The following is a 19,654-nucleotide window of genomic DNA, read 5'->3' as shown; positions in this document are numbered from 1 at the left end:
CGAGAAGCCGTCCAAATGGCCGCCCATTTTGCCGTCTCGTTCCAAGCCAACACCTCCGACGTTCATGCGCACGGAGATTGGCCCGTTCAGATCACCAGCGGCAGGAGGGGATCAGCGTCGCGCTTACAGAAGTTTCTGGTTGATGCAGGTGCAATTCCGGATCCGAGCATCGATCAGCGTCCTCCCGCACTCAGGACTTTCGATGCATGGAAGTATGCTGACCTGCTGCGTGAAATACCGACACTCGTCGGTCCGCTAGAAATGCAAGCCGCGATCGGTGCCACGAAGGCCCAGCTGAGATCTCTGAAGGAAGGCGGGATCCTGACGCCAAGGATCACCCGAGACAAGATCGACTCGCCATGGAGGATATCAGCAAGCTTGGACGTCTGCCAGGCGCTGCCGGTTATAGATCTTTTATGGTCTCGAAATCGGAGATCAACGAACTTGCCAGTCGCGAATCCAAGGTCCGCTTTCACACACGACCTTCGGTGAACGCTACCTCGGCCGCGGCATTTTCGAGAAGTATTGGAATGAGGGCAGACGGCTGGTTCCACTCTCTGTTTGAGGCAGGGCACGCAAGTGCAAGTTGGGTGCAGCACCCGATCACGAATGTTCGCATGCTATACGTCTCGGGCGAGGACATCGCTGCCTTTAACCAGCGATTTCTTACGCCTTCCCAGATGCAGCGCGAGTTCGGGCTGCATAAGCGGACCTGCCTGGCCAAGCTCAGAAAAGCTGGAGTGTCGCCGTTCGCACCTGACGGCAAAGACTTCGGCGCACTCTATGAACGCCGATTTGTCGAGCCGGTGCTGCGGGGCCCGCACGCCTGACCACGACAGCACCGTCTTGCTGTGACGCGTGGCGGCCGTAGCCCAGCAACGCATGATGCAGTTCGCAACCCCAACTTTTGTCGAAAAGTTGGTCTTTCGACGTCGGACGACAATAGGAAAAATTGTCAGAAAATGGCGACCCCGGGAGGACTTGAACCCCCAACCCCAGACTTAGAAGGTCCGTGCTCTATCCAGTTGAGCTACGGGGCCGTGGCCCCTCTGATAGCGGTTCGGAAAACTCAGTGCAACGCGGGATGGCGTTTGCGGGCACCGTCCTTGCGCTGCCGGTCCCGGCTTGCCATCCGCGCCCGTCAGAGGGCGGCACGGGGATCGCGCAAGATGGCTGCGACGCCCGCACACTCTGGACCTTCGCCCGGCTTTGCGGCATATCTGCGGCAGCACCGATCGAAGAGGTTCCTGCCGATGTCGTTTCTTCTCCGCGCCCTGACCTGGTGGAACAGCCAGACCATCAACACGCAGGTCTGGACCAAGCTTTACGGCGAAAAGATCGGCGAGGACGATCAGGGCAATGTCTATTACCAAAGCGGCGGCGGCAAACGGCGCTGGGTGATCTACAATGGCGAGGCCGAGGCCAGCCGCATTTCGCCCGATTGGCACGGCTGGCTGCACCACACCTATGACGAGCCGCCGACCCGCCAGCCCCTGCCGCACAAGGCATGGGAAAAGGCGCATCGCCCCAATATGACCGGCACCTCTGGCGCCTATCATCCGGCCGGGTCGCTTTACCGTGCCGAGCCGGCGCGCCGCAGCGATTACGACGCCTGGCAACCCGAATAACATGCTGGGCAGCGCCGAGCGGACCGAACTTTGGGTCGGCGCGGCCGTGCTGGCGGTGGCGGCGGGCTTTCTGCTGTGGTCGACGGGCGGAGGGGTCCGGCAGGGCAGCGATGCCTATGAGCTGCGCGCGGCCTTTCCCAATGTCGATGGCATCGACAAGGGCACCGATGTGCGCGTGGCCGGGGTCAAGGTCGGCCGGGTCTCGGCGGTGACGCTGGATCCGCAGAGCTTTCTGGCCGAGGCGCGCATCAGCCTGCCCGGCACGATCCGCATGCCGGTGGACAGCGCGGCGCTGATCCAGTCGGACGGGCTGCTGGGCGGCTCGTATATCGAGCTGCAACCGGGCGGTGCTGCCGAAAACCTGAACCCGGGCGATGAGATCGAGGATGTGCAGGGCGCCGTCAGCCTGCTGTCGCTGATGATGAAATTCGTCGATGCGCAGGCCGGTGACAAACCCGCCGCAGGAGGACAGCAATGACCCGCAACCGCCCTTGCCGCGCCGCCCTGTGGCTGCCTCTGCTGCTGGCCTGTGCCGCCCATCCGGTTCTGGCGCAAGATGAGGCCACGCCCGGCGATGACGACACGCTGATGGTCGATCCGGCGCTGAGCGACGATCCCAATGCCGTGGCCCCGGCCGAGCCCTCGGCCGCCGAACGCGAGGCGGCGGTGGCTGCGGCGCGCGGTCCGCAGACCCAGCGCGGTGCGGCGGCCAAGCTGCGCGGTCTTGACAAGGTGACCGGGCAGACCCGCGACTTTGACTTGGCTTCGGGGGAAAGCGTCGATTTCGGCCGGCTGCAACTGCGCTTGGGCGAATGCCGCTATCCGGCGGCCGACCCGACCTCGGATGCCTATGCGGAGCTGACGATCACCGATGCGCGCGTCAACAGCACGGTGTTCTCGGGCTGGATGATCGCCTCGTCTCCGGCGATCTCGGCGCTGGATGATCCGCGCTATGACGTCTGGGTGATTTCCTGCAACAAGGCCTGAGGCGCCGGCAGCGGCAGATCGGCGAATGTCACCGGCATCTGCACCGCCAGCGCCAATTGTGCGCGATAGGCGGTGCGGCTGATCGTCAGCCCGCCCAGCGAGGCCAGATGCGACGTCGGATATTGCGTGTCCCACAGCACGAAGCCGCAGCGGTGCAGATGCGCCGACAGCCACAGCAGCGCTGCCTTTGACGCGTTCGGTCGGCGCGAGAACATGCTTTCGGCAAAAAACGCCCCGCCCAGCGAAATGCCATAGGTGCCGCCAATCAGCGTGTCCCCCTGCCAGACCTCCAGCGAATGGGCATGGCCCATGTCATGCAGCTGGTCGTAAAGCCGGACCAGAGGCGCGTTGATCCATGTTTCGGGCCGGTCGGCGCAGCCCGCAACGACACCCGCGAAATCGCGGTCGACCGTCGCCCGCCAGTCGCTGCGCGCCAGAAACCGCCGCATCGAGCGCGAGACATGCAGCCCGCCCACGGGCAGCACGCCGCGTTCAGGCGGGTCGAACCAGTAAAGCTGCTGGCTGGCCGAGGATTCAGCCATCGGAAAGACGCCCTGCGCATAGGCAAAGAGCAGTCTTTCCGCAGTCAGTCCCATGCCAATGCCAGCCTTATTGGCCGGCCATCTGGGCCAGCCATTTTTCCAGCCAGTGGATCGAATAATCGCCCTTCTGGATGTCGGGGTTTTCCAGCAGCGCGCGGAACAGCGGCACGGTGGTGTCAATCCCGTCCACGATCAGCTCGCCCAAGGCGCGGTCCAGCCGGGCCAGCGCCTCGTGCCGGTCTCGGCCATGCACGATCAGCTTGCCGATCAGGCTGTCGTAATAGGGCGGGATCTTGTAGCCGTCATAGATCGCGCTGTCGATGCGCACGCCCAGACCGCCCGGGGCGTGATACTGGGTGATCTTGCCCGGCGAAGGGGTAAAGTTCGGCAGCTTCTCGGCGTTGATGCGCACTTCGATGGCATGGCCGCGGATCTGCAGATCCTCTTGCCGGAACTCCATTTCCTGTCCGGCGGCGACAAGGATCTGCTGGCGCACGAGGTCCACGCCAAAGATCGCCTCGGTCACCGGATGTTCGACCTGAAGCCGGGTGTTCATCTCGATGAAATAGAATTCGCCATCCTCGAACAGGAATTCGATGGTGCCGGCGCCGCGATAGCCCAGTTTGGCCACGGCATTGGCGCAGATGCCGCCGATCTCGGCGCGCTGCTCGGGGGTGATGGCGGGGCCGGGGGCCTCTTCCAGCACCTTCTGGTGGCGGCGTTGCAGCGAACAGTCGCGTTCGCCCAGATGCACCGCGCGGCCACGACCGTCGCCAAAGACCTGAATCTCGATATGGCGCGGGCGTTGCAGGTATTTCTCGATATAGACCTCATCATTGCCGAAGGCGGCCTTGGCCTCGCTGCGCGCGGTGCGAAAGGCGGTCTCCAGCTGGCTTTCGTCCAGCGCCACCTTCATGCCGCGCCCGCCGCCGCCGGCGGTGGCCTTGATGATGACCGGATAGCCGATCTTGGCCGCGACGGTCTTGGCCGCCGCCACATCGGGCACGCCGCCGTCCGAGCCGGGGACCACCGGGATGCCCAGCGATTTCGCGGTCTCCTTGGCGGTGATCTTGTCGCCCATGATGCGGATATGTTCAGCCGAGGGGCCGATGAAGGCGATGCCGTGATCCTCGACCATCTGCACGAAGCCGGCGTTTTCCGACAGGAAACCATAGCCGGGGTGGATGGCCTGCGCGCCGGTGATCTCGCAGGCCGAGATGATGGCCGGCATCGACAGGTAGCTGTCGATCGAGGCGGGCGGGCCGATGCAGACCGATTCGTCGGCCATGCGCACATGCATTGCATCGCTGTCGGCGGTGGAATGCACGGCGACCGAGGCGATGCCCATTTCGCGGCAGGCGCGGACAATGCGCAGCGCGATCTCGCCACGGTTGGCGATCAGGATCTTGTCGAACATGCCGGTGCTCACTCGACCACCATCAGCGGCGAGCCGAACTCGACCGGGTTGCCATCATCGACGAGGATGCGCTTGACCGTGCCCGAGCGCGGCGAGGGGATGTGGTTCATCGTCTTCATCGCCTCGACGATCATCAGCGTCTCGCCTTCCTTGACCTGCTTGCCGACAGCGACAAAGGCCGGGGCGCCCGGTTCGGGCGACAGATAGGCGGTGCCGACCATGGGCGAGGTCACGATGCCGGGCAGGCTGGCCGGATCCTCGGGCGCGGCGGGGGCGGCTGCCGGGGCTGTGGCAGGGGCCGCCGCAAGCGCCGGGGCGGGCTGGGCGACCGGCGCGGCGGCGATGGTCTGGACCAGCTTGTTCTGCTTTGACAGGCTGATGGTCAGGCGGTCATTCTCGCCATACTCCCGCTTGACGGAAAGCTCGGTCAGTTCGTTGCGGTTGAGCAGTTCGGCCAGGGCCTGGATGAAGGCCACGTCGTCCTGGCTGCTGCGCTCGTCCTGGCTGGATTTCTTGTCGTCGCTCATGCCGTCCTCTGGGATATTGTTATCAGGGCCGCGATCAGCTGCGGCGATTGGCGCCGCTTATAGCCTGCTCCACAACCCGAGGGAAAGGGTTTCGCCTAGTCTTGGGCGGTGCCGCCCCGTTGTTTCCAGCGCCGGTGCACCCAGAACCATTGCTCCATATGGGCGCGGACCTGCGCTTCCAGCTGGTCGTTCAGCTGCTGCATCATGGTTTCGGGGTCAGAATGCGCAATCGGCGCGCCGACCTCGACGCGAAAGGACAGCCCGTCGGGCTGGCGGATGCCGGCGATGGGCAGGATCAGCGCGTCATAGCGGATCGCCAGCTCGGCCGGGGTCAGCACGGTTTTCGTGGGCAGGCCGAAAAACCGCAGGACCGCACCATGGCCGTCGAACTGGTCATAGCCCAGCGACAGCCAGCCCCCGCCCTTGAGAAAGCGCAGCATCGCCGCCAGCCCCGAGCGGCCACGCGGAAACATCGGCTCGGCGATGGCCTTCATCGCGGGGATGTAATGGCGGTTGAAGGCCTGATTGTTCATCGGGCGATAAAGCGCGCCGACCGGCCAGCCGCGCATGGTCAGCGCCGCGCGCATGGCGTCGTAATTGCCGAAATGCGCCACGGCAAGGATCACCGGGCGCTGTGCCGCCGCCGCCTGTTCCAGCGCCGGCAGGCCGGGGCCGGTCAGGGGCTCGGTGGCATGGATGCGGGCGATGAACTCGGCCCCGGAATAGATCTCGGCCAGCGAGCGGCCGGCATTGTCGGGCACGGCGCGGGTCAGGCGGCGCACCTCGGCGGGTGGCAGTTCCGGGCAGGCGCGCGCCAGATTGTCGCGAATGCGCCGGCGCCAGCCGGCCAGGGGGCCCAGCACATGGCCAAAGAACCAGCCCATCGCCGGTACCCGGCGTTCATAGGGCAACAGCCGCGCCAGCCCCATCAGCGCCAGAAAGGCGCCATTGGCCAGCCGGTCGCGCAGGGCCACGGGCTCGGGGGCGTCGGCGGGGTCTGGTCTGGTCATTCTGCTGTCCGGTGCATGGCGCGGGCCTCGCGAGTCCAGACATAAAGCCCGGCGCCGACGATGATCAAGGCGCCGATCACCGTCCAGCGGTCGGGCAGGTTGCCCCAGAACAGCCAGTCCCAAAGCCCGGCCCAGATCAGCCCGGTATAGCCAAAGGGCGCGATGACCACCGCCTCGGCCAGCGAGAATGCCTTGATCAGCATCGCCTGCGCCGCCGAGCCGAACAGCCCCAGCAGCACAAAGGCCCAGATGTCGCCCTGCTGGATCGGCTGCCAGAAGAACGGCACGATCAGCGAGGTGACGAAACTGCCAAAGAGCGCCGTCCACAGGATCGAGGTCGCGGTCGAATCCTCGCGCGCGAGCCGGGTCAGGATGGCCCCGGCGGCATAGGAAAACGCCCCCAGCAGCGGCAGCAGCGCCGCCGGCTGGAACACGCCCGCACCGGGGCGGATGATGATCAGCGCCCCACATAGCGCCACCGCAATGCCAAGCCCGCGGCGCAGGCCGATCTTTTCGCCAAGGAATATCGCCGCCGCCAGCGTGATCAGCACCGGGTTGATGTCCATGATCGCCGTTGCCTCGGCCAGACCGATGAATTGCAGTGCAGTAAAGAACAGCCCGACCGAACCCAGCTGCGTCAGCCCGCGAAACAACTGCACCATCGGCCGGCGGCTGCGCAGCGTGGCGCCAAAGCGGCGGCCGATGAACAGCATGACCAGCGCCAGATTTGCGATGAAGCGCATCCAGATCACCTGCACCGGATGATAGGTCTGGGTCAGGTGCTTGGCGGTGGCATCCATCAGCGTGAAGGCCAGGATTGCCAGCAAAAGCAGCGCGATCCCCCGCAGTTGCGTGCTGCGCTGCGACTGGGCGCCGGGCGCGGTCAGGGCGGTTTGGGTCATGCTGGGCTCCGTTGCCACCGCTTATGCCTGCTTGGGGGCGCCCGGTCCAGTGCCCGGCTGTCCCGTCCTGACCCGCAAGCGGGCGGTGGTTGCCTGCAAAACGGGCCGATTGCGGGCGCGGCAGCCGGGCGGGCACAAAAGAATTGCCTTGTTTGCGGGCAGCCGCCTAGCCTTGGGACAAACAGGCCAAACGGGGGACGACATGGCAGGACGTATGAGCGATCCGGTTGACGAGATATTGCCGCCGCTGCGGCTGGCGACGCTGGGTTTGCAGCATGTGCTGGTGATGTATGCGGGCGCGGTGGCGGTGCCGCTGATCGTGGGCCGCGCGCTGAAGCTTGCGCCGCAGGACGTGGCCTTCCTGATCTCGGCCGATCTGTTCTGCTGCGGCCTTGCCACCATCATCCAGTCGCTGGGGGTGACGCGCTGGTTCGGCATCCAGTTGCCGGTAATGATGGGGGTGACCTTTGCCTCGGTCGGGCCGATGGTCGCCATGGCCGGGGCCTATCCGGGACCGGACGGCGCGCGCATGATCTTCGGTGCCATCATCGGCGCGGGCATCGTCGCCATGCTGATCGCGCCCTTCATCGGGCGGATGCTGAAGTTCTTTCCGCCGCTGGTCACCGGCACGATCATTCTGGTGATCGGCGTCACGCTGATGCGGGTCGGGATCAACTGGATCTTTGGCAATCCCGTGGGCCCGACCGCGCCGAAGGTGGTCGATCCGGTGGCGCTTGGCTGGCTGAACCAGCTGAAGGACATGGCGGGCACCGGCGCGGTGCCGGCGCTGCCCGAGGGCTTTGCCCCCGCCGCGAGCGTGCAGAACCCGCTTTATGCCCGGCCGGTCAATATCGCCATCTCGGGCGTGGTGCTGGTCGCGATTCTGCTGATCGCGCGCTTTGGCAAGGGCTTCGTTGCCAATATCGCGGTCCTCTTGGGCATGGTGGTCGGCGCGGTGCTGACGGTGGTGCTGGGCCAGATGACCTTTGACAAGGTGGGGCAGGCGGCATGGTTCGGCATCGTGACGCCGTTCCATTTCGGCACGCCGATCTTTGACCCGGTGCTGATCCTGACCATGGTTCTGGTGATGATCGTGGTCATGATCGAATCGACCGGCATGTTTCTGGCGCTTGGCGACATGACCGGGCGCGAGATCACCCGCGAACGCCTGACCGCCGGCCTGCGCACTGATGGGCTGGGCACGCTGATCGGCGGCATCTTCAACACCTTCCCCTATACCTCGTTCAGCCAGAACGTCGGGCTGGTCGGCGTCACCGGCATCAAGAGCCGCTATATCTGCGTGGCCGGCGGCGTGATCCTGATCCTGTTCGGGCTGGTGCCCAAGATGGGCGCTGTGGTCGAATCGCTGCCGACCTCGGTTCTGGGCGGGGCGGGGCTGGTGATGTTCGGCATGGTGGCCGCGACCGGGATCCGCATCCTGTCTTCGGTCGATTTCGCCGGCAACCGCAACAACCTGTTCGTGGTCGCGGTCTCGCTGGGCTTCGGGATGATCCCGTTGATCGCCCCCGACTTCAAGCAATGGCTGTCGCATGGCATCCACCCGCTGATCGAATCCGGCATCCTGCTGGCGACGATTGCGGCGGTGGTGCTGAACGCCTTCTTCAACGGCACAAGCGGCAGCGTCGAGGAGGCCAAGCGCGCCGCCGGCATGGCCGATCACTGATCGCCTTCGGCCTCGCTGTCGGGCGGGGCCGTTTTCGCCAGCGGATGGTGGTTCAGCACCAGATCGCGCAGCCGCGCGTCCAGCACATGGGTATAGATCTCGGTCGTGCCCAGATCGGCGTGGCCCAGCAGGCTCTGGATCGCGCGCAGATCGGCGCCGCCCTCCAGAAGATGCGTGGCAAAGGCATGGCGCAGCACATGGGGCGAGACGCGGGCCGGGTCGATCCCCGCCGCCAGCGCCAGCTGGTTCAACAGTCCGTTCATCGCCTGCCGCGTCATATGGCCATCGGCCGAGCTCGCGGGGAACAGCCAGCGCGCGCCCTTGCCGGCGATCAGCCGGGCCATGGCGCTGCCCTGTGGCGGGTCGTCGCGCAGCGAAAGCCATGCGGCCAGCGCGCGCTGCGCAGGCGAGTTCAGCGGCACCATACGCTCCTTGCCGCCCTTGCCCCGGATCAACAGCAGCGCCGGATTGCCGCGCGCGGCCGAAACCGGCAACGAGACCAGCTCGCTGACCCGCATCCCGGTGGCATAAAGCATCTCGATCAGCGCCAGATTGCGCGCCCGCTCCCCATCCGAACGGCCGATCCCCGGCAGCGCGTCCAAAAGCGCCTGCACCTCGTCCCGCTCCAGCGTGCGCGGCAGGCGCTTGGCCCGGCCCGGCCCCGAGATGCGGCCCGCCGGATCATCCTCGCGCCAGTTTTCTTCCAACGCGAAACGGGTCAGCTGCCGGATCGCCGACAGCCGGCGGGCGCGGGTGGCACGCGACAGGCCCTGCGCCTCGCAATGGCCAAGATAATCCTGAATGGTATCGCGGGTCATGCTCAGCAGGTCATGGCCGGCCCCCGCCAGCCAGTCGGCGAAATCGCTGAGGTCGCGGCCATAGGCCAGCAGGGTGTTGCGGGCGGCCCCGGCCTCGGCCGCCTGCGCGTCCAGAAAGGCCGAGATGCGCCGGCAATCGCCCGCCGCCACCATCAGGGATTGCCGTCCGGGCCATCGCCCGATCCCGCCATCACCGGATCCAGCACCAGCTCGACGGCGGATTGGCGGGCGATCTCGCCCTGACCCAGCGCGCGCAGGCTGCGCAGCCCTTGGGCCGCGCGGGCCAGATCGCCGTCAAGCCCGGCATCGGTGTCGCCAATGGCATCCAGCAGCGCCTCGCCCTTGCGGTTCTGGCCGATCATCTCGGCTGCGCGCTGCGGCACCGGCATGTCGGCGCGAAAGGCCGCCAGCAGCGCCTGCGCCCGCTCGGCGCCATTGCCCGAGGGCGGCGTCGCCTCGGCCAGACCGCTGGCGAAATCCAGAAGCCACAGGTCAAAGGGCGCGGCATCGGCGGGCGGGGTCTGCACCACCTGCCATTGCCCGGCCTGCAGGGCCAGCCACAGCGCGATCTGCCCGGCCCGGCCGGTCAGGGGCAGGGCGCCGACCTGCGCGCCCACCATATCTGCCAGCGCCGGGCCCAGCCGGGCCGCCGCCATGCGGTCAAAGGCCGGCGGCAGCGCCGCGGCCACCGCCGCGCTGTCCTGCGCTGCCAGCGCGCGGTCCAGCGCCTGCACCGCCGCTGCCCGGTCCCAGACTCCGCCCGAGGCGGCGGGTTTCTGTTCGACATAGATCGATCGCAGTTTCGATGCCGGGATCGCCCCGGCGCGCGCCAGCCGCTCGGCCGCGTCCAGCCGCGCCTTCCAGCCGCCGTTCTGGTCCAGATCGGCCAGCGCAAAGGCCAGCGGCAGCTCGGTCGAGGACAGCGGCTGGCCGATCGCCTCGTAAAGCCGCAGATCCAGCGGTGTGACCACGCGCGGCGGCGTCAGCTCTTGCTGCTGGTCGCTATAGCCATCGTCCAGATATTGCGCCAAAAGCGCCGCCATCTGCGGGTCGATCTGATCCAGCGCCTCGGCGCCGTGATAGACCAGCGCCGCCGCTGCCCAGTCGCCGCCAAGCGCCAGACAGAAGATCCGCGCCGGAAAGCTGGGCGCGACGCCGGGGGTCTTGTCCATCAGCGTGCAGGCCTCGGCCTCGTCACCCGACAACAGCGAGATGTCGAAGATGCGGCGAAAGCGCTGCGGATCGGGCGGGCCGGCGGCGCGCAGCAGTTCCCGCGCCGCGCCGGTGGCGCCCATGTCCAGAAGCTTGTCGACGCGGGCCAGAAACAGCTTGCCCACATCACCCGCCTGCGTCGGCGGCGCCTGCAGCTGTGCGGCCAGCAGCCGGCGTTCCAGCCGCCGCAACGCCGGCAGGCGCGGCGAAGTGCGCAGCACCAGCCCGGCCAGCGTGGCCGCATCGCTGTTGCCCCACAGATCCGCCGGCAGATCCGCCGCGCGGGCCGAGACGGTGCCGGTGCTGTCGGGATTGCCCTGATCCAGCCGGGTCACCGCGACCGGCTCGACAGCGCCCGATTTGGCGACCTCGCGCCGGCTCTTGTCCTTTTGCCCGGCCGGGCGGCCGTCACCGGGACGCCATGCCGAGACGGTGCCCGGATCCTGAATGCTGCCCGAAAGCCAGTCGCTGGCCGCCAGCGGCGGTCGCGCAAGCGCCGGCTGGGCCAGCGCCAGAACTGCCAAGGCGGCGGCAGAGATCCTAGTCCAGGTCATTCTGCCCCGCTTGCGGCGCGGCGGGCGCTGCGCTGTCACTGGGGGCCGGCGCCGGGGTGTCGGTGCCGACCGGTGCGGTCGTGGTCGCAGCCAAAGGCGCCGCGCCCAGATCAAGCTGGACCGGCAGGCGGGTTTCCTGCGGATCGGCCTTCATATCGCCGAAATAGGCATAGCCCAGCAATCCCGCCAGACCAAGAATCACCAGCGCCAGCACACCTGCCAAAAGCCTCATTGCCCGTCCTTTCCGCCTCTTTTCATCCATACGTTGCCGGTCTGACGCCGGCTCGCGCGAAATATATATGGCATTTCCCGAAAGATCACGCCATTCAGTGCGCCAAATAACCCGGCTGCCCCGGTGGCGGCAGGGGCAATGCAGGGCAAGCGGCGCGGGGGGGTGATGCGGCGGAATATCGTGCTGGTCGGAATGATGGGGGCGGGCAAGACCGCAATCGGCGCCGAATTGTCGCGGCGTCTGGGTCGGCCGCTCTGGGATACCGATGCCGAGATCGAACGCGCCGCTGCCATGACCATCCCCGAGATCTTTGCCCGTGATGGCGAGGATTTCTTTCGTGCCCGCGAAGCCGAGGTGCTGGCCCGCGTGCTGGCCGGCGGCGACAGCATCGTTTCGACCGGCGGCGGCTCGTGGATGCGCGAGGGCAACCGCGAACGCATCGGCCAGAACGGCGTATCGGTCTGGCTGGATTGCGATGCCGAGACGCTGTGGCACCGCGTGCGCAGCCGCCCGACGCGGCCGCTGCTGCAAACCGCCGATCCGCGCGGCACGCTGGAGCGCCTGCTGGGCGAACGCCGGCCGGTCTATAGCCTGGCCGACGTGCATGTGACGGCGGCGCGCGGCGACACCGTCGAGGACACCACCAACCGGGTTCTGGCTGCCATCGCCGCCCAGCAGCCGGTCATTCTGGAGACGAAATGAACAGCGCAACCCTGACCGCCGCCAAGCCCGAAACCGTCGCCGTGGACCTGGGCGAACGTTCCTATGAGGTGCGGATCGGGCGCGGCCTGCTGGCGCGGGCGGGCGAGGAAATCGTGGCGCTGGCCGGCAAGCGCCGTGTGGCGATCCTGACCGACGAAACGGTGGCGGCGCGGCATCTGCCGGCGCTGCAGGCGGCGCTGGCGGCGCAGGGCATCGACGCCCCGGCACTGGCCCTGCCGGCGGGCGAGGCCACCAAACGCTGGGAACGGCTGGGCGAGGCCGTCGAATGGCTGCTGGCGCAAAAGATCGAGCGCAAGGATCTGGTGATCGCGCTTGGCGGCGGTGTGATCGGCGATCTGGCGGGTTTTGCCTCGGCCATCCTGCGCCGGGGTGTGCGCTTTGTGCAGATCCCGACGACGCTTCTGGCGCAGGTGGACAGCTCGGTCGGCGGCAAGACCGGCATCAACAGCCCGCAGGGCAAGAACCTGATCGGCGCCTTTCATCAGCCGGCGCTGGTGCTGGCCGATATCGACGTTCTGGGCACGCTCAGCCCGCGCGATTTCCGTGCCGGCTATGGCGAGGTGGCGAAATACGGGCTGCTGGGCGACGAGGATTTCTTTGACTGGCTGGAAACCGCAGGACCGACGCTTTTTGCGGATCCGATCGCGCTGCAACGCGCCGTGCGCCAATCCGTGCAGATGAAGGCCGGCATCGTCCAGCGCGACGAGACCGAACAGGGCGAACGGGCGCTGTTGAACCTTGGCCATACCTTTGGCCATGCGCTGGAGCAGGCGACGGGCTATTCCGACCGGCTGCTGCATGGCGAGGGCGTGGCCATCGGCTGCACGCTGGCCTTTGACCTGTCGGCGCGGCTGGGCCTGTGCAGTCAGGAGGCACCGTCGCGGGTCGCGGCGCATTTCGTCGCTATGGGCCTGCCCTCGCGCATCGCCGACATCCCCGGCGATCTGCCCGATGACGAGGCGCTGATCGCGCTGATGGGGCAGGACAAGAAGGTGCAGGACGGCAAGCTGCGCTTCATCCTTGCCCATGGCATCGGCCGCGCCTTTGTCACCGATGCGGTGGACCCGCAGGCGCTACGCCAAAGCCTTGCGCAATCGCGGCTGTAACCGACCGGGCCGCGCGTCTCAGCGCGGCGCGGCCTGATCCGGGGCCGGCGGCTTTGCGGCATCGGTCGCGCGCGTGCGCGGCGGCACCCGCTCATCATGGCCCAGCTTGGCATCGCGGTCGCGCCGCAACGAGGCGCGGCCCAGCATCAACAGCGTGATCGGCGTGGTGATCATCATGAAGACGCCGATGATGATTTCATGCACGACCGGGCGTTCCTCGATCAGCGAAAACATCGCCATCGAGCCAAGGATGATCAGCAGCGTGCCATAGCTATAGGCCAGCGTCGGCGCGTGCAGCCGCTGGTAAAAGCTTTTCAGCCGCACCAGTCCAAGGCTGCCCAGCAGCGCAAGGCTGGAGCCCAGCACGACAAAGATCGCGATCAGCACGGCGGCGACCGGCGGCAACTGATGCAGATGCGTCATTCGATCACCTCGCCGCGCATCAGGAACTTGGCCGCGCAGACCGTGGTGACAAAGCCCAGCACCGCGATGACCAGCGCGCCCTCGAAGAAGAAGACATTGCCATTGCCCATGCCGATCAGCAAAAACAGCAGCATGGCATTGATATACATGGTGTCCAGCGCCAGCACCCGGTCCTGGGCGCGTGGCCCCCGGATCATCCGCAGGCAGGCCAGACACAGCGCCGCGACCATGGCGATCTGGGCATAGGACAGCGCATATTCCAGGATCAGGGCGCTCATTCGAAGATCTCCATCAGCAGGGCCTCGTAGCGGTCGCGGATCAGCGCCTGCCAGTCGGCTTCGCTGCGCAGGTCCAGCACATGCAGGGTCAGGTGGCTTTGTTCGGCATCATATTCCAGCCATGCGGTGCCCGGCGTCGCCGTCAGGATGATCGCCAGCACCGCCAGCCCGTTCTGCTCGCGCAGCTGCAGGTCCAGCTCGACAAAGCCCGAGTGATACGCCGGGTGGTCCGGCCCCAGCAGCAGCACCCGCGCGACGCTGATGTTGGACTTCAGGATGTCCCAGATGACAATCGCCATCAGCTGCGGGATGGCACGCCAGCGCCGGATGCGCGGGCGGCTGGGGTGAAGATGCTCGACCGACCAGCCGGCGGCCAGCGCGATGATGCTGCCCAGCACAAGGTTGCCCATGCTGAAGCGCGTCAGAAGCAGCCACATCAGCACCAGCAACGCCGACAGCAGGGGATGCGGGATCATCCGGGTCATTCGGCGCCCTCCGGCAGCGGCTGACCCGCCTGCGGGTCAAGGTTCTGCGGCGGGGTCGCGTCCAGCCGCGCCGCGTCCTTCAGCACCGCCTCGCGATAGGTGGCCGGTTGCAGCAGCGCCATGGCGGTGGCGCGGGTGTAGTTCAGCACCGCATCGGCACGCACGCTCAGCAAAAGGATCATCGCGAGCAACGCCAGCACCGGCGCGATCTCCAGCGCTAGGATGCGCGGCGCCGGGCCCTGTTCCGCCCAGAATCGGCGCATGCCGAACCGGATCAGCGCGATCAGCGCGCCCAGTCCCGACAGGATCAGCATGGCCGAATAGATCCACAGCATGACCGGCAGTTCGCCCGACAGCGCGATATTGCGCGACACCGCGCCGCGCAGGATGGCGAATTTTCCGATGAATCCGGGCAGGGGCGGCAGGCCGGCCAGCATGGCCGCGATCAGCGCGAAACAGATCGCCATGGTCATCCAGCTGACCGTGCGCATCGAGGCCGGATCGACGGTGTCCTCGACGGTGTCGAGCCCCATCGGCGTCCATTCCCAACGCTCGGCCACGGCCACCGCGCCTTCGGGCGCGGGTTCGGCCGGATCGCCGCTGTCGTCGCGCGTCACCGGCTCGGCGATCAGGAAAAAGGCCGAGATCGCGGCGGTCGAGCCGACCAGATAGTAAAGTGCGCCGCCCAGCAGTTCGACCCCGCCACCGGCCTGGGCAAAGCCCACGGCAGTCAGCACCGTGCCCGACGAAATGATCGCCAGATAGCCGCCCTTGCGGCCCAATTCGCCCGTGCCCAGCACGCCGATCATGCCAAAGCCCATGGTCAGGATGCCGCCGATCATCAGCACCGGCGCGCCAAAGCCCGCCGAGGCACCGGCCTCGGGGCCAAGGATCAACAGCGCCAGCCGCAGGATGACATAGATGCCGACCTTGGTCATGATCGCCATGATCGCGGCGGCGGGCGGCGAGGCTGCCGAATAGGTCGGCGGCAGCCAGAAGCAGAGCGGCCAGATCGCCGCCTTGATCAGGAAGGCCATGCCCAGAAAGCCCGCTGCCGCATGGAACAGCAGGCGCGGCGCATCATCCATGCGCGCCACGGTGCGGGCGATGTCGGCCATGTTCAGCGTGCCGGTGGTGCCATAGACCAGTGCCACCCCGATCAGGAAGAACAGCGAGGCGGTCAGGTTGACGGCGATGTAATGCAGGCCCGCCTTGACCCGCTCGGGGCCCGAGCCATGCAGCATCAGCCCGTAGCTGGCCGCCAGCATCACCTCGAAGAACACGAAGAGGTTGAAAAGATCGCCGGTCAGGAAGGCGCCGTTGACGCCGGCCAGCAGGAACTGGAACATGCTGTGGTAATGCTGGCCCTTGCCGTGCCAGCCGGCGGCGGCATAGACCAGCGACGGCCCGGCCAGCAGCGCGGTCAGCATGACCATCATCGCCGACAGCCGGTCCAGCACCAGCACAATGCCGACCGGCACCGGCCAGTCGCCCAGCCGATACAGCTGCACCACGCTGCCATCGCTGTCGGTCAGCGATTTGGCGTCATTCATCAGCTCGGTCGAGGACAGGAACATCAGGCCGACGGCCACCAGCCCCAGCACCAGCTTGGTCTGGCGGTTGCGGTCGTTGTAAAACAGCATGATCGCGCCCGCGACCAGCGGGATCAGGATCGGCGCGATGATCATGTGATGCGGCGCGGCCCCCATCAGTCGCGCTCCCTTCCATCGACATGGTCGGTGCCGGTGATGCCGCGTGCGGCGATCATCACCACCAGAAACAGCGCCGTGGTGGCAAAGCTGATGACGATGGCGGTCAGCACCAGCGCCTGCGGCAGCGGATCGGCATAGGCGGTCGGGTCGACGAAGCCGCCCTTGGGCATGATCGGTGCCGCACCGACGTAAAGCCGACCCATGGAAAAGATGAACAGGTTGACGCCGTAAGCCAGCAGGCACAGACCGACGATCACCTGATAGGACCGTGGCCGCAACAGCAGCCAGACGCCCGAGCTGGTGAGGATGCCGATGGCAAGGGCAAGGATCAGTTCCATCAGCCTTTCTCCTGCACCGCTGCGGTGCTTTCGGTCGAGGCCACGGCCTCGGGGTCTGCGGGGGCCTCTTCGGCGGGTTTGGGGCGCGGGGCCATGCGCAGCGACTGGTGGGCAATGGCGATCAGCATCAGGACGATGGCGCCCACCACCAGCGAGAAAACGCCCACGTCGAACAGCATCGCGGTCGAGGCCGGCACCTTTCCGACCAGCGGCAGCTCCAGATACTGGAAATGCGTGGTCAGGAAGGGCACGCCAAAGATCCACGATCCCGCGCCGACGGCGGCGGCGACGCAAAGCCCGGTGCCCATCCAGCGCACCGGCAGAATGGTCAGCCGCGCCTCGACCCAGCGCACATTGGTCGCGACATATTGCAACAGCAGGCCCACGGCCAGGGTGACACCGGCCGCAAAGCCGCCGCCGGGCAGGTCATGGCCACGGAAGAACAAATAGGCCGACAGGGTGATGATCGGCGCGAACATCCATTGCATCAGCACGGCGGGGACGAACAGATAGGCCTCCAGCGCCTGCTCCTCGGCCTCGCGCTGCGGGCGCGGACGCTCGACGCTTTCCGGGGCGGGGCGGAACCGGCGCAGCAGGGAATAGACGGTCAGCCCGACGATGGCCAGAACCGCGATCTCGCCGAAGGTGTCAAAGGCGCGGAAGTCGACCAGGATCACGTTGACGACATTGGTGCCGCCGCCCTCGACATAAGAGTGGCGCAGGAACCAGTCGCCGACCGACATGCCGGGCCGGGTCAGCAGCACGGCCAGCGCGATGGCGGTCATGCCGACGCCGCAGGTCAGCGCGATCAGCAGGTCGCGAAAGCGGCGAAAGCGCGGCCGGAACTTGGCATCGCCGGGGATTTCGACATTGCGCTTGGGCAGCCAGCGCAGGCCCAAAAGCAGCAGGGTCGTGGTCGCGATCTCGACCAGAAGCTGCGTCACGGCAAGGTCGGGGGCCGACAGCCAGACGAAGGTCGCGCAGGTCACGAGGCCGGCGCCGCCGGTCAGCACCAGCGCCGCAAAACGGTGGTATTTCGCCTGCCACGCCGCGCCGATGGCGCAGGCGCCGCCGACCAGCCACAGCAGGGCAAAGACCAGCTCTTGCGCGTTGATGCGCGGCCACGGGATATGCCAGTCAAGCGGCCCCAGCGCGAAATAGGCCCCGGCCATGGACATCAGCACCATGACGCGCAGCTGCGCCTGCAGCCCCGGCGCCGAAGCCAGCCGCAGCAGCATCTGCGGCACCCGGCGGCCGAACACGTCCAGAAGCCAGTCAAAGCCGCTGCCGAAATTGATCGCCCGCATGATCGCAGGCCCCTCGTTGCCCTGATCGATCAGCCGGCGCGGCAGCAGATAGATCAGAATGCCAAGGCTCAGCGCGATCAGGCTCATCACCAGCGCCGGGGTCAGCCCGTGCCAGATCTTGAGGCTGAAATAGGGCAGGTCGGGGCCAAGCACGCCGATGGCGGCGCTGGACAGCCAGCCGCCCAGCATGGCCTGCGGCGCCACCCCGATCGCCAGACACAGCGCCACCAGCAGCGCGACGGGCAGGCCCATCAGCAGCGGCGGCTCATGCGGTTTCCTGGGCAGGTCGGTCGCCTCGGGGCCAAAGAACACGGTGACGATGAAGCGCAGCGAATAGGCCGCCGACAGCGCGCCTGCCAGCACGGCAACATAGGGCGCGGCATTGTCGAGCGGGCTGCCGTTGTTCCACAGATAGGTGGCCTCGAAGAACATCTCCTTGGACAGGAACCCGTTCATCAGCGGCACCCCGGCCATGGATGCCGAGGCGATGATGGCCAGCGTCGCGGTGATCGGCATGGCCTTGGCCAGCCCCGACAGGCGGCGCATATCGCGGGTGCCGGTTTCGTGGTCGATGATGCCGGCGGCCATGAACAGCGAGGCCTTGAAGACCGCATGGTTCACGATGTGAAAAATCGCGGCGATCAGCGCCAAGGGCGTGCCGATGCCGGCCAGCGCGGTGATCAGGCCCAGATGGCTGATGGTGGAATAGGCCAGAAGCCCCTTGAGGTCGTGTTTGAACAGCGCGACGAAGGCGCCCATCAGCAGCGTCACCAGCCCGGTGCCGGTGACCAGCTGGAACCATGCCTCGGTGCCGCCAAGCGCGGGGTGAAAGCGCAACAGCAGGAACACCCCGGCCTTTACCATGGTTGCCGAGTGCAGGTAGGACGATACCGGCGTCGGCGCGGCCATGGCGTTCGGCAGCCAGAAATGGAACGGGAATTGCGCCGATTTGGTGAATGCCCCCAGCAGGAACAGCACCAGCACCACCGGATAGAGCGGATGCGTGGTGATGCGCCCACCCGCCGCCAGCACATCGTCCAGCCGGTAACTGCCGACGATCTGGCCGATCAGGATCATCGCAACCAGCAGGCACAGCCCACCCGAGGCGGTGACGACCAGCGCCATGCGCGCGCCGTGGCGGGCATCCTCGCGCTGATACCAGTAGCCGATCAGCAGGAACGACACGAGGCTGGTCAGCTCCCAGAACACCACCAGCATGATGATATTGCCCGACAGGATCAGCCCCGACATGGCACCGGCAAAGGCCAGCAGACAGGAATACAGCCGCGGCACCGGATCGTCGGCGGCCATGTAATAGCGCGCGTAAAGGATGACCAGCATGCCGATCCCGGACACCAGCACCATGAACAGCCAGGCGAACCCGTCCAGCCGGAAGGTCAGGTCCAGCCCGATACTGGTCGCCCATTCGAAACTGCCGCTGATCTTGCCGCCCTGCGCCACCGCCGGATACAGCACCGCCAGAATCCCCAGCGCCATCAGCATGGTCAGGCCGGCAAGCCATGTTTCGGCATTGCGTGAGCCCACTGGAAGCGTTGCGGCGAGAACCGACGAGACGAATGGAGTCAGAACGAGCAGCAGCAACAGGTTCTGTTCGACCATCGGACCCTTCGCCAATTCTGGAATACAATGCATCATAGCGGCGCTTGCCGCCGGAACACAACCGACGGCGGGTGGAAATTGGCACCATTGTCGGGGTCAGCGATAAAAATTTCTTGTTACCGCAATGAGATCGTCACCGTTCCTGCCGC

General features: G+C 66.7%; 21 protein-coding genes and 1 tRNA gene. 7 read left to right on the top strand and 15 right to left on the bottom strand.

Annotation, left to right across the window (positions count from 1 at the left end; genetic code table 11):
* Window positions 1-359: 359 nt before the first annotated feature.
* On the top strand, window positions 360-830 hold the full coding sequence (locus tag GL279_RS10990; protein ID WP_155064680.1) for a hypothetical protein: 471 nt from the start codon (window positions 360-362) through the stop codon (window positions 828-830).
* A 133-nt stretch (window positions 831-963) separates the two neighbouring features.
* On the opposite strand, the gene GL279_RS10985 is transcribed toward GL279_RS10990, so the two are convergent.
* Window positions 964-1,040 (bottom strand) — tRNA-Arg (locus GL279_RS10985).
* A 213-nt stretch (window positions 1,041-1,253) separates the two neighbouring features.
* On the opposite strand from GL279_RS10985, the gene GL279_RS10980 reads away from it, so the two are divergent.
* From GL279_RS10980 to GL279_RS10970, 3 genes are read left to right on the top strand one after another with little or no spacing between them, the layout of a single operon-like run.
* Window positions 1,254-1,628, top strand: coding sequence for an NADH:ubiquinone oxidoreductase subunit NDUFA12 (locus GL279_RS10980; protein ID WP_170293951.1), 375 nt, complete (start codon window positions 1,254-1,256; stop codon window positions 1,626-1,628).
* A 1-nt stretch (window position 1,629) separates the two neighbouring features.
* The gene (gene mlaD / locus GL279_RS10975) at window positions 1,630-2,106 is read left to right on the top strand and encodes an outer membrane lipid asymmetry maintenance protein MlaD (RefSeq protein ID WP_155064678.1); all 477 of its coding nucleotides are present in this window, start codon (window positions 1,630-1,632) and stop codon (window positions 2,104-2,106) included.
* Window positions 2,103-2,615, top strand: a complete 513-nt coding sequence (locus GL279_RS10970; protein WP_155064677.1) for a DUF2155 domain-containing protein — start codon at window positions 2,103-2,105, stop codon at window positions 2,613-2,615. The genes mlaD and GL279_RS10970 overlap by 4 nt, the downstream gene beginning before the upstream one ends.
* Here the strand turns inward: GL279_RS10970 and aat are convergent.
* The 5 genes from aat to GL279_RS10945 all read right to left on the bottom strand — a co-directional run bounded on the left by aat (window position 2,579) and on the right by GL279_RS10945 (window position 7,013).
* Window positions 2,579-3,211, bottom strand: coding sequence for a leucyl/phenylalanyl-tRNA--protein transferase (gene aat, locus GL279_RS10965; RefSeq protein WP_155064676.1), 633 nt, complete (start codon window positions 3,209-3,211; stop codon window positions 2,579-2,581). The genes GL279_RS10970 and aat overlap by 37 nt on opposite strands.
* Before the next feature lie 13 nt (window positions 3,212-3,224).
* Window positions 3,225-4,574, bottom strand: a complete 1,350-nt coding sequence (gene accC, locus GL279_RS10960; RefSeq protein ID WP_155064675.1) for an acetyl-CoA carboxylase biotin carboxylase subunit — start codon at window positions 4,572-4,574, stop codon at window positions 3,225-3,227.
* 8 nt (window positions 4,575-4,582) lie between these two features.
* Window positions 4,583-5,101, bottom strand: a complete 519-nt coding sequence (gene accB, locus GL279_RS10955) for an acetyl-CoA carboxylase biotin carboxyl carrier protein (protein WP_155064674.1) — start codon at window positions 5,099-5,101, stop codon at window positions 4,583-4,585.
* A 95-nt stretch (window positions 5,102-5,196) separates the two neighbouring features.
* Window positions 5,197-6,111: a lysophospholipid acyltransferase family protein gene (locus tag GL279_RS10950; protein ID WP_155064673.1), complete on the bottom strand. Its 915-nt coding sequence runs from the start codon at window positions 6,109-6,111 to the stop codon at window positions 5,197-5,199.
* On the bottom strand, window positions 6,108-7,013 hold the full coding sequence (locus tag GL279_RS10945) for a DMT family transporter (protein ID WP_155064672.1): 906 nt from the start codon (window positions 7,011-7,013) through the stop codon (window positions 6,108-6,110). Before GL279_RS10945 ends, GL279_RS10950 begins: the two co-directional genes overlap by 4 nt.
* Window positions 7,014-7,227: 214 nt before the next feature.
* On the opposite strand from GL279_RS10945, the gene GL279_RS10940 reads away from it, so the two are divergent.
* Window positions 7,228-8,697 carry a nucleobase:cation symporter-2 family protein gene (locus GL279_RS10940; RefSeq protein WP_155064671.1) on the top strand — a complete coding sequence of 490 codons (1,470 nt, stop codon included), beginning with the start codon at window positions 7,228-7,230 and terminating at the stop codon, window positions 8,695-8,697.
* On the opposite strand, the gene GL279_RS10935 is transcribed toward GL279_RS10940, so the two are convergent.
* The 3 genes from GL279_RS10935 to GL279_RS10925 are packed head-to-tail and all read right to left on the bottom strand — an operon-like array spanning window position 8,691 to window position 11,513.
* Entirely contained in the window at window positions 8,691-9,668 is a 978-nt protein-coding gene (locus GL279_RS10935) for a site-specific tyrosine recombinase XerD (RefSeq protein ID WP_155064670.1), read from the bottom strand. The two genes, GL279_RS10940 and GL279_RS10935, sit on opposite strands and share 7 nt — an antisense overlap.
* On the bottom strand, window positions 9,668-11,281 hold the full coding sequence (locus GL279_RS10930) for a hypothetical protein (protein ID WP_155064669.1): 1,614 nt from the start codon (window positions 11,279-11,281) through the stop codon (window positions 9,668-9,670). The genes GL279_RS10935 and GL279_RS10930 overlap by 1 nt, the downstream gene beginning before the upstream one ends.
* Window positions 11,268-11,513: a hypothetical protein gene (locus tag GL279_RS10925; RefSeq protein WP_155064668.1), complete on the bottom strand. Its 246-nt coding sequence runs from the start codon at window positions 11,511-11,513 to the stop codon at window positions 11,268-11,270. Before GL279_RS10925 ends, GL279_RS10930 begins: the two co-directional genes overlap by 14 nt.
* Before the next feature lie 138 nt (window positions 11,514-11,651).
* On the opposite strand from GL279_RS10925, the gene GL279_RS10920 reads away from it, so the two are divergent.
* Window positions 11,652-12,215 (top strand): shikimate kinase, encoded by a 564-nt coding sequence (locus GL279_RS10920; RefSeq protein ID WP_155064667.1) that lies wholly within the window; start codon window positions 11,652-11,654, stop codon window positions 12,213-12,215.
* Window positions 12,212-13,342, top strand: coding sequence for a 3-dehydroquinate synthase (gene aroB / locus GL279_RS10915; RefSeq protein ID WP_155064666.1), 1,131 nt, complete (start codon window positions 12,212-12,214; stop codon window positions 13,340-13,342). Before GL279_RS10920 ends, aroB begins: the two co-directional genes overlap by 4 nt.
* Before the next feature lie 18 nt (window positions 13,343-13,360).
* Here the strand turns inward: aroB and mnhG are convergent, their stop codons facing one another.
* From mnhG to GL279_RS10885, 6 genes are read right to left on the bottom strand one after another with little or no spacing between them, the layout of a single operon-like run.
* The gene (gene mnhG / locus GL279_RS10910) at window positions 13,361-13,765 is read right to left on the bottom strand and encodes a monovalent cation/H(+) antiporter subunit G (protein ID WP_155064665.1); all 405 of its coding nucleotides are present in this window, start codon (window positions 13,763-13,765) and stop codon (window positions 13,361-13,363) included.
* Window positions 13,762-14,043 (bottom strand): K+/H+ antiporter subunit F, encoded by a 282-nt coding sequence (locus tag GL279_RS10905; protein ID WP_155064664.1) that lies wholly within the window; start codon window positions 14,041-14,043, stop codon window positions 13,762-13,764. The genes mnhG and GL279_RS10905 overlap by 4 nt, the downstream gene beginning before the upstream one ends.
* Window positions 14,040-14,528, bottom strand: coding sequence for a Na+/H+ antiporter subunit E (locus tag GL279_RS10900; RefSeq protein WP_155064663.1), 489 nt, complete (start codon window positions 14,526-14,528; stop codon window positions 14,040-14,042). Before GL279_RS10900 ends, GL279_RS10905 begins: the two co-directional genes overlap by 4 nt.
* Window positions 14,525-16,237 carry a monovalent cation/H+ antiporter subunit D gene (locus GL279_RS10895; RefSeq protein WP_155064662.1) on the bottom strand — a complete coding sequence of 571 codons (1,713 nt, stop codon included), beginning with the start codon at window positions 16,235-16,237 and terminating at the stop codon, window positions 14,525-14,527. The genes GL279_RS10900 and GL279_RS10895 overlap by 4 nt, the downstream gene beginning before the upstream one ends.
* Window positions 16,237-16,578 (bottom strand): Na+/H+ antiporter subunit C, encoded by a 342-nt coding sequence (locus GL279_RS10890; RefSeq protein WP_155064661.1) that lies wholly within the window; start codon window positions 16,576-16,578, stop codon window positions 16,237-16,239. The genes GL279_RS10895 and GL279_RS10890 overlap by 1 nt, the downstream gene beginning before the upstream one ends.
* On the bottom strand, window positions 16,578-19,505 hold the full coding sequence (locus tag GL279_RS10885) for a monovalent cation/H+ antiporter subunit A (protein WP_155064660.1): 2,928 nt from the start codon (window positions 19,503-19,505) through the stop codon (window positions 16,578-16,580). The genes GL279_RS10890 and GL279_RS10885 overlap by 1 nt, the downstream gene beginning before the upstream one ends.
* Window positions 19,506-19,654: the final 149 nt, after the last annotated feature.

The organism is Paracoccus limosus, assembly GCF_009711185.1.
GTDB classification, from domain to species: domain Bacteria; phylum Pseudomonadota; class Alphaproteobacteria; order Rhodobacterales; family Rhodobacteraceae; genus Paracoccus; species Paracoccus limosus.
Note: the sequence above shows the minus strand (reverse complement) of the source record. Positions and strands in the feature narration are given on the sequence as shown.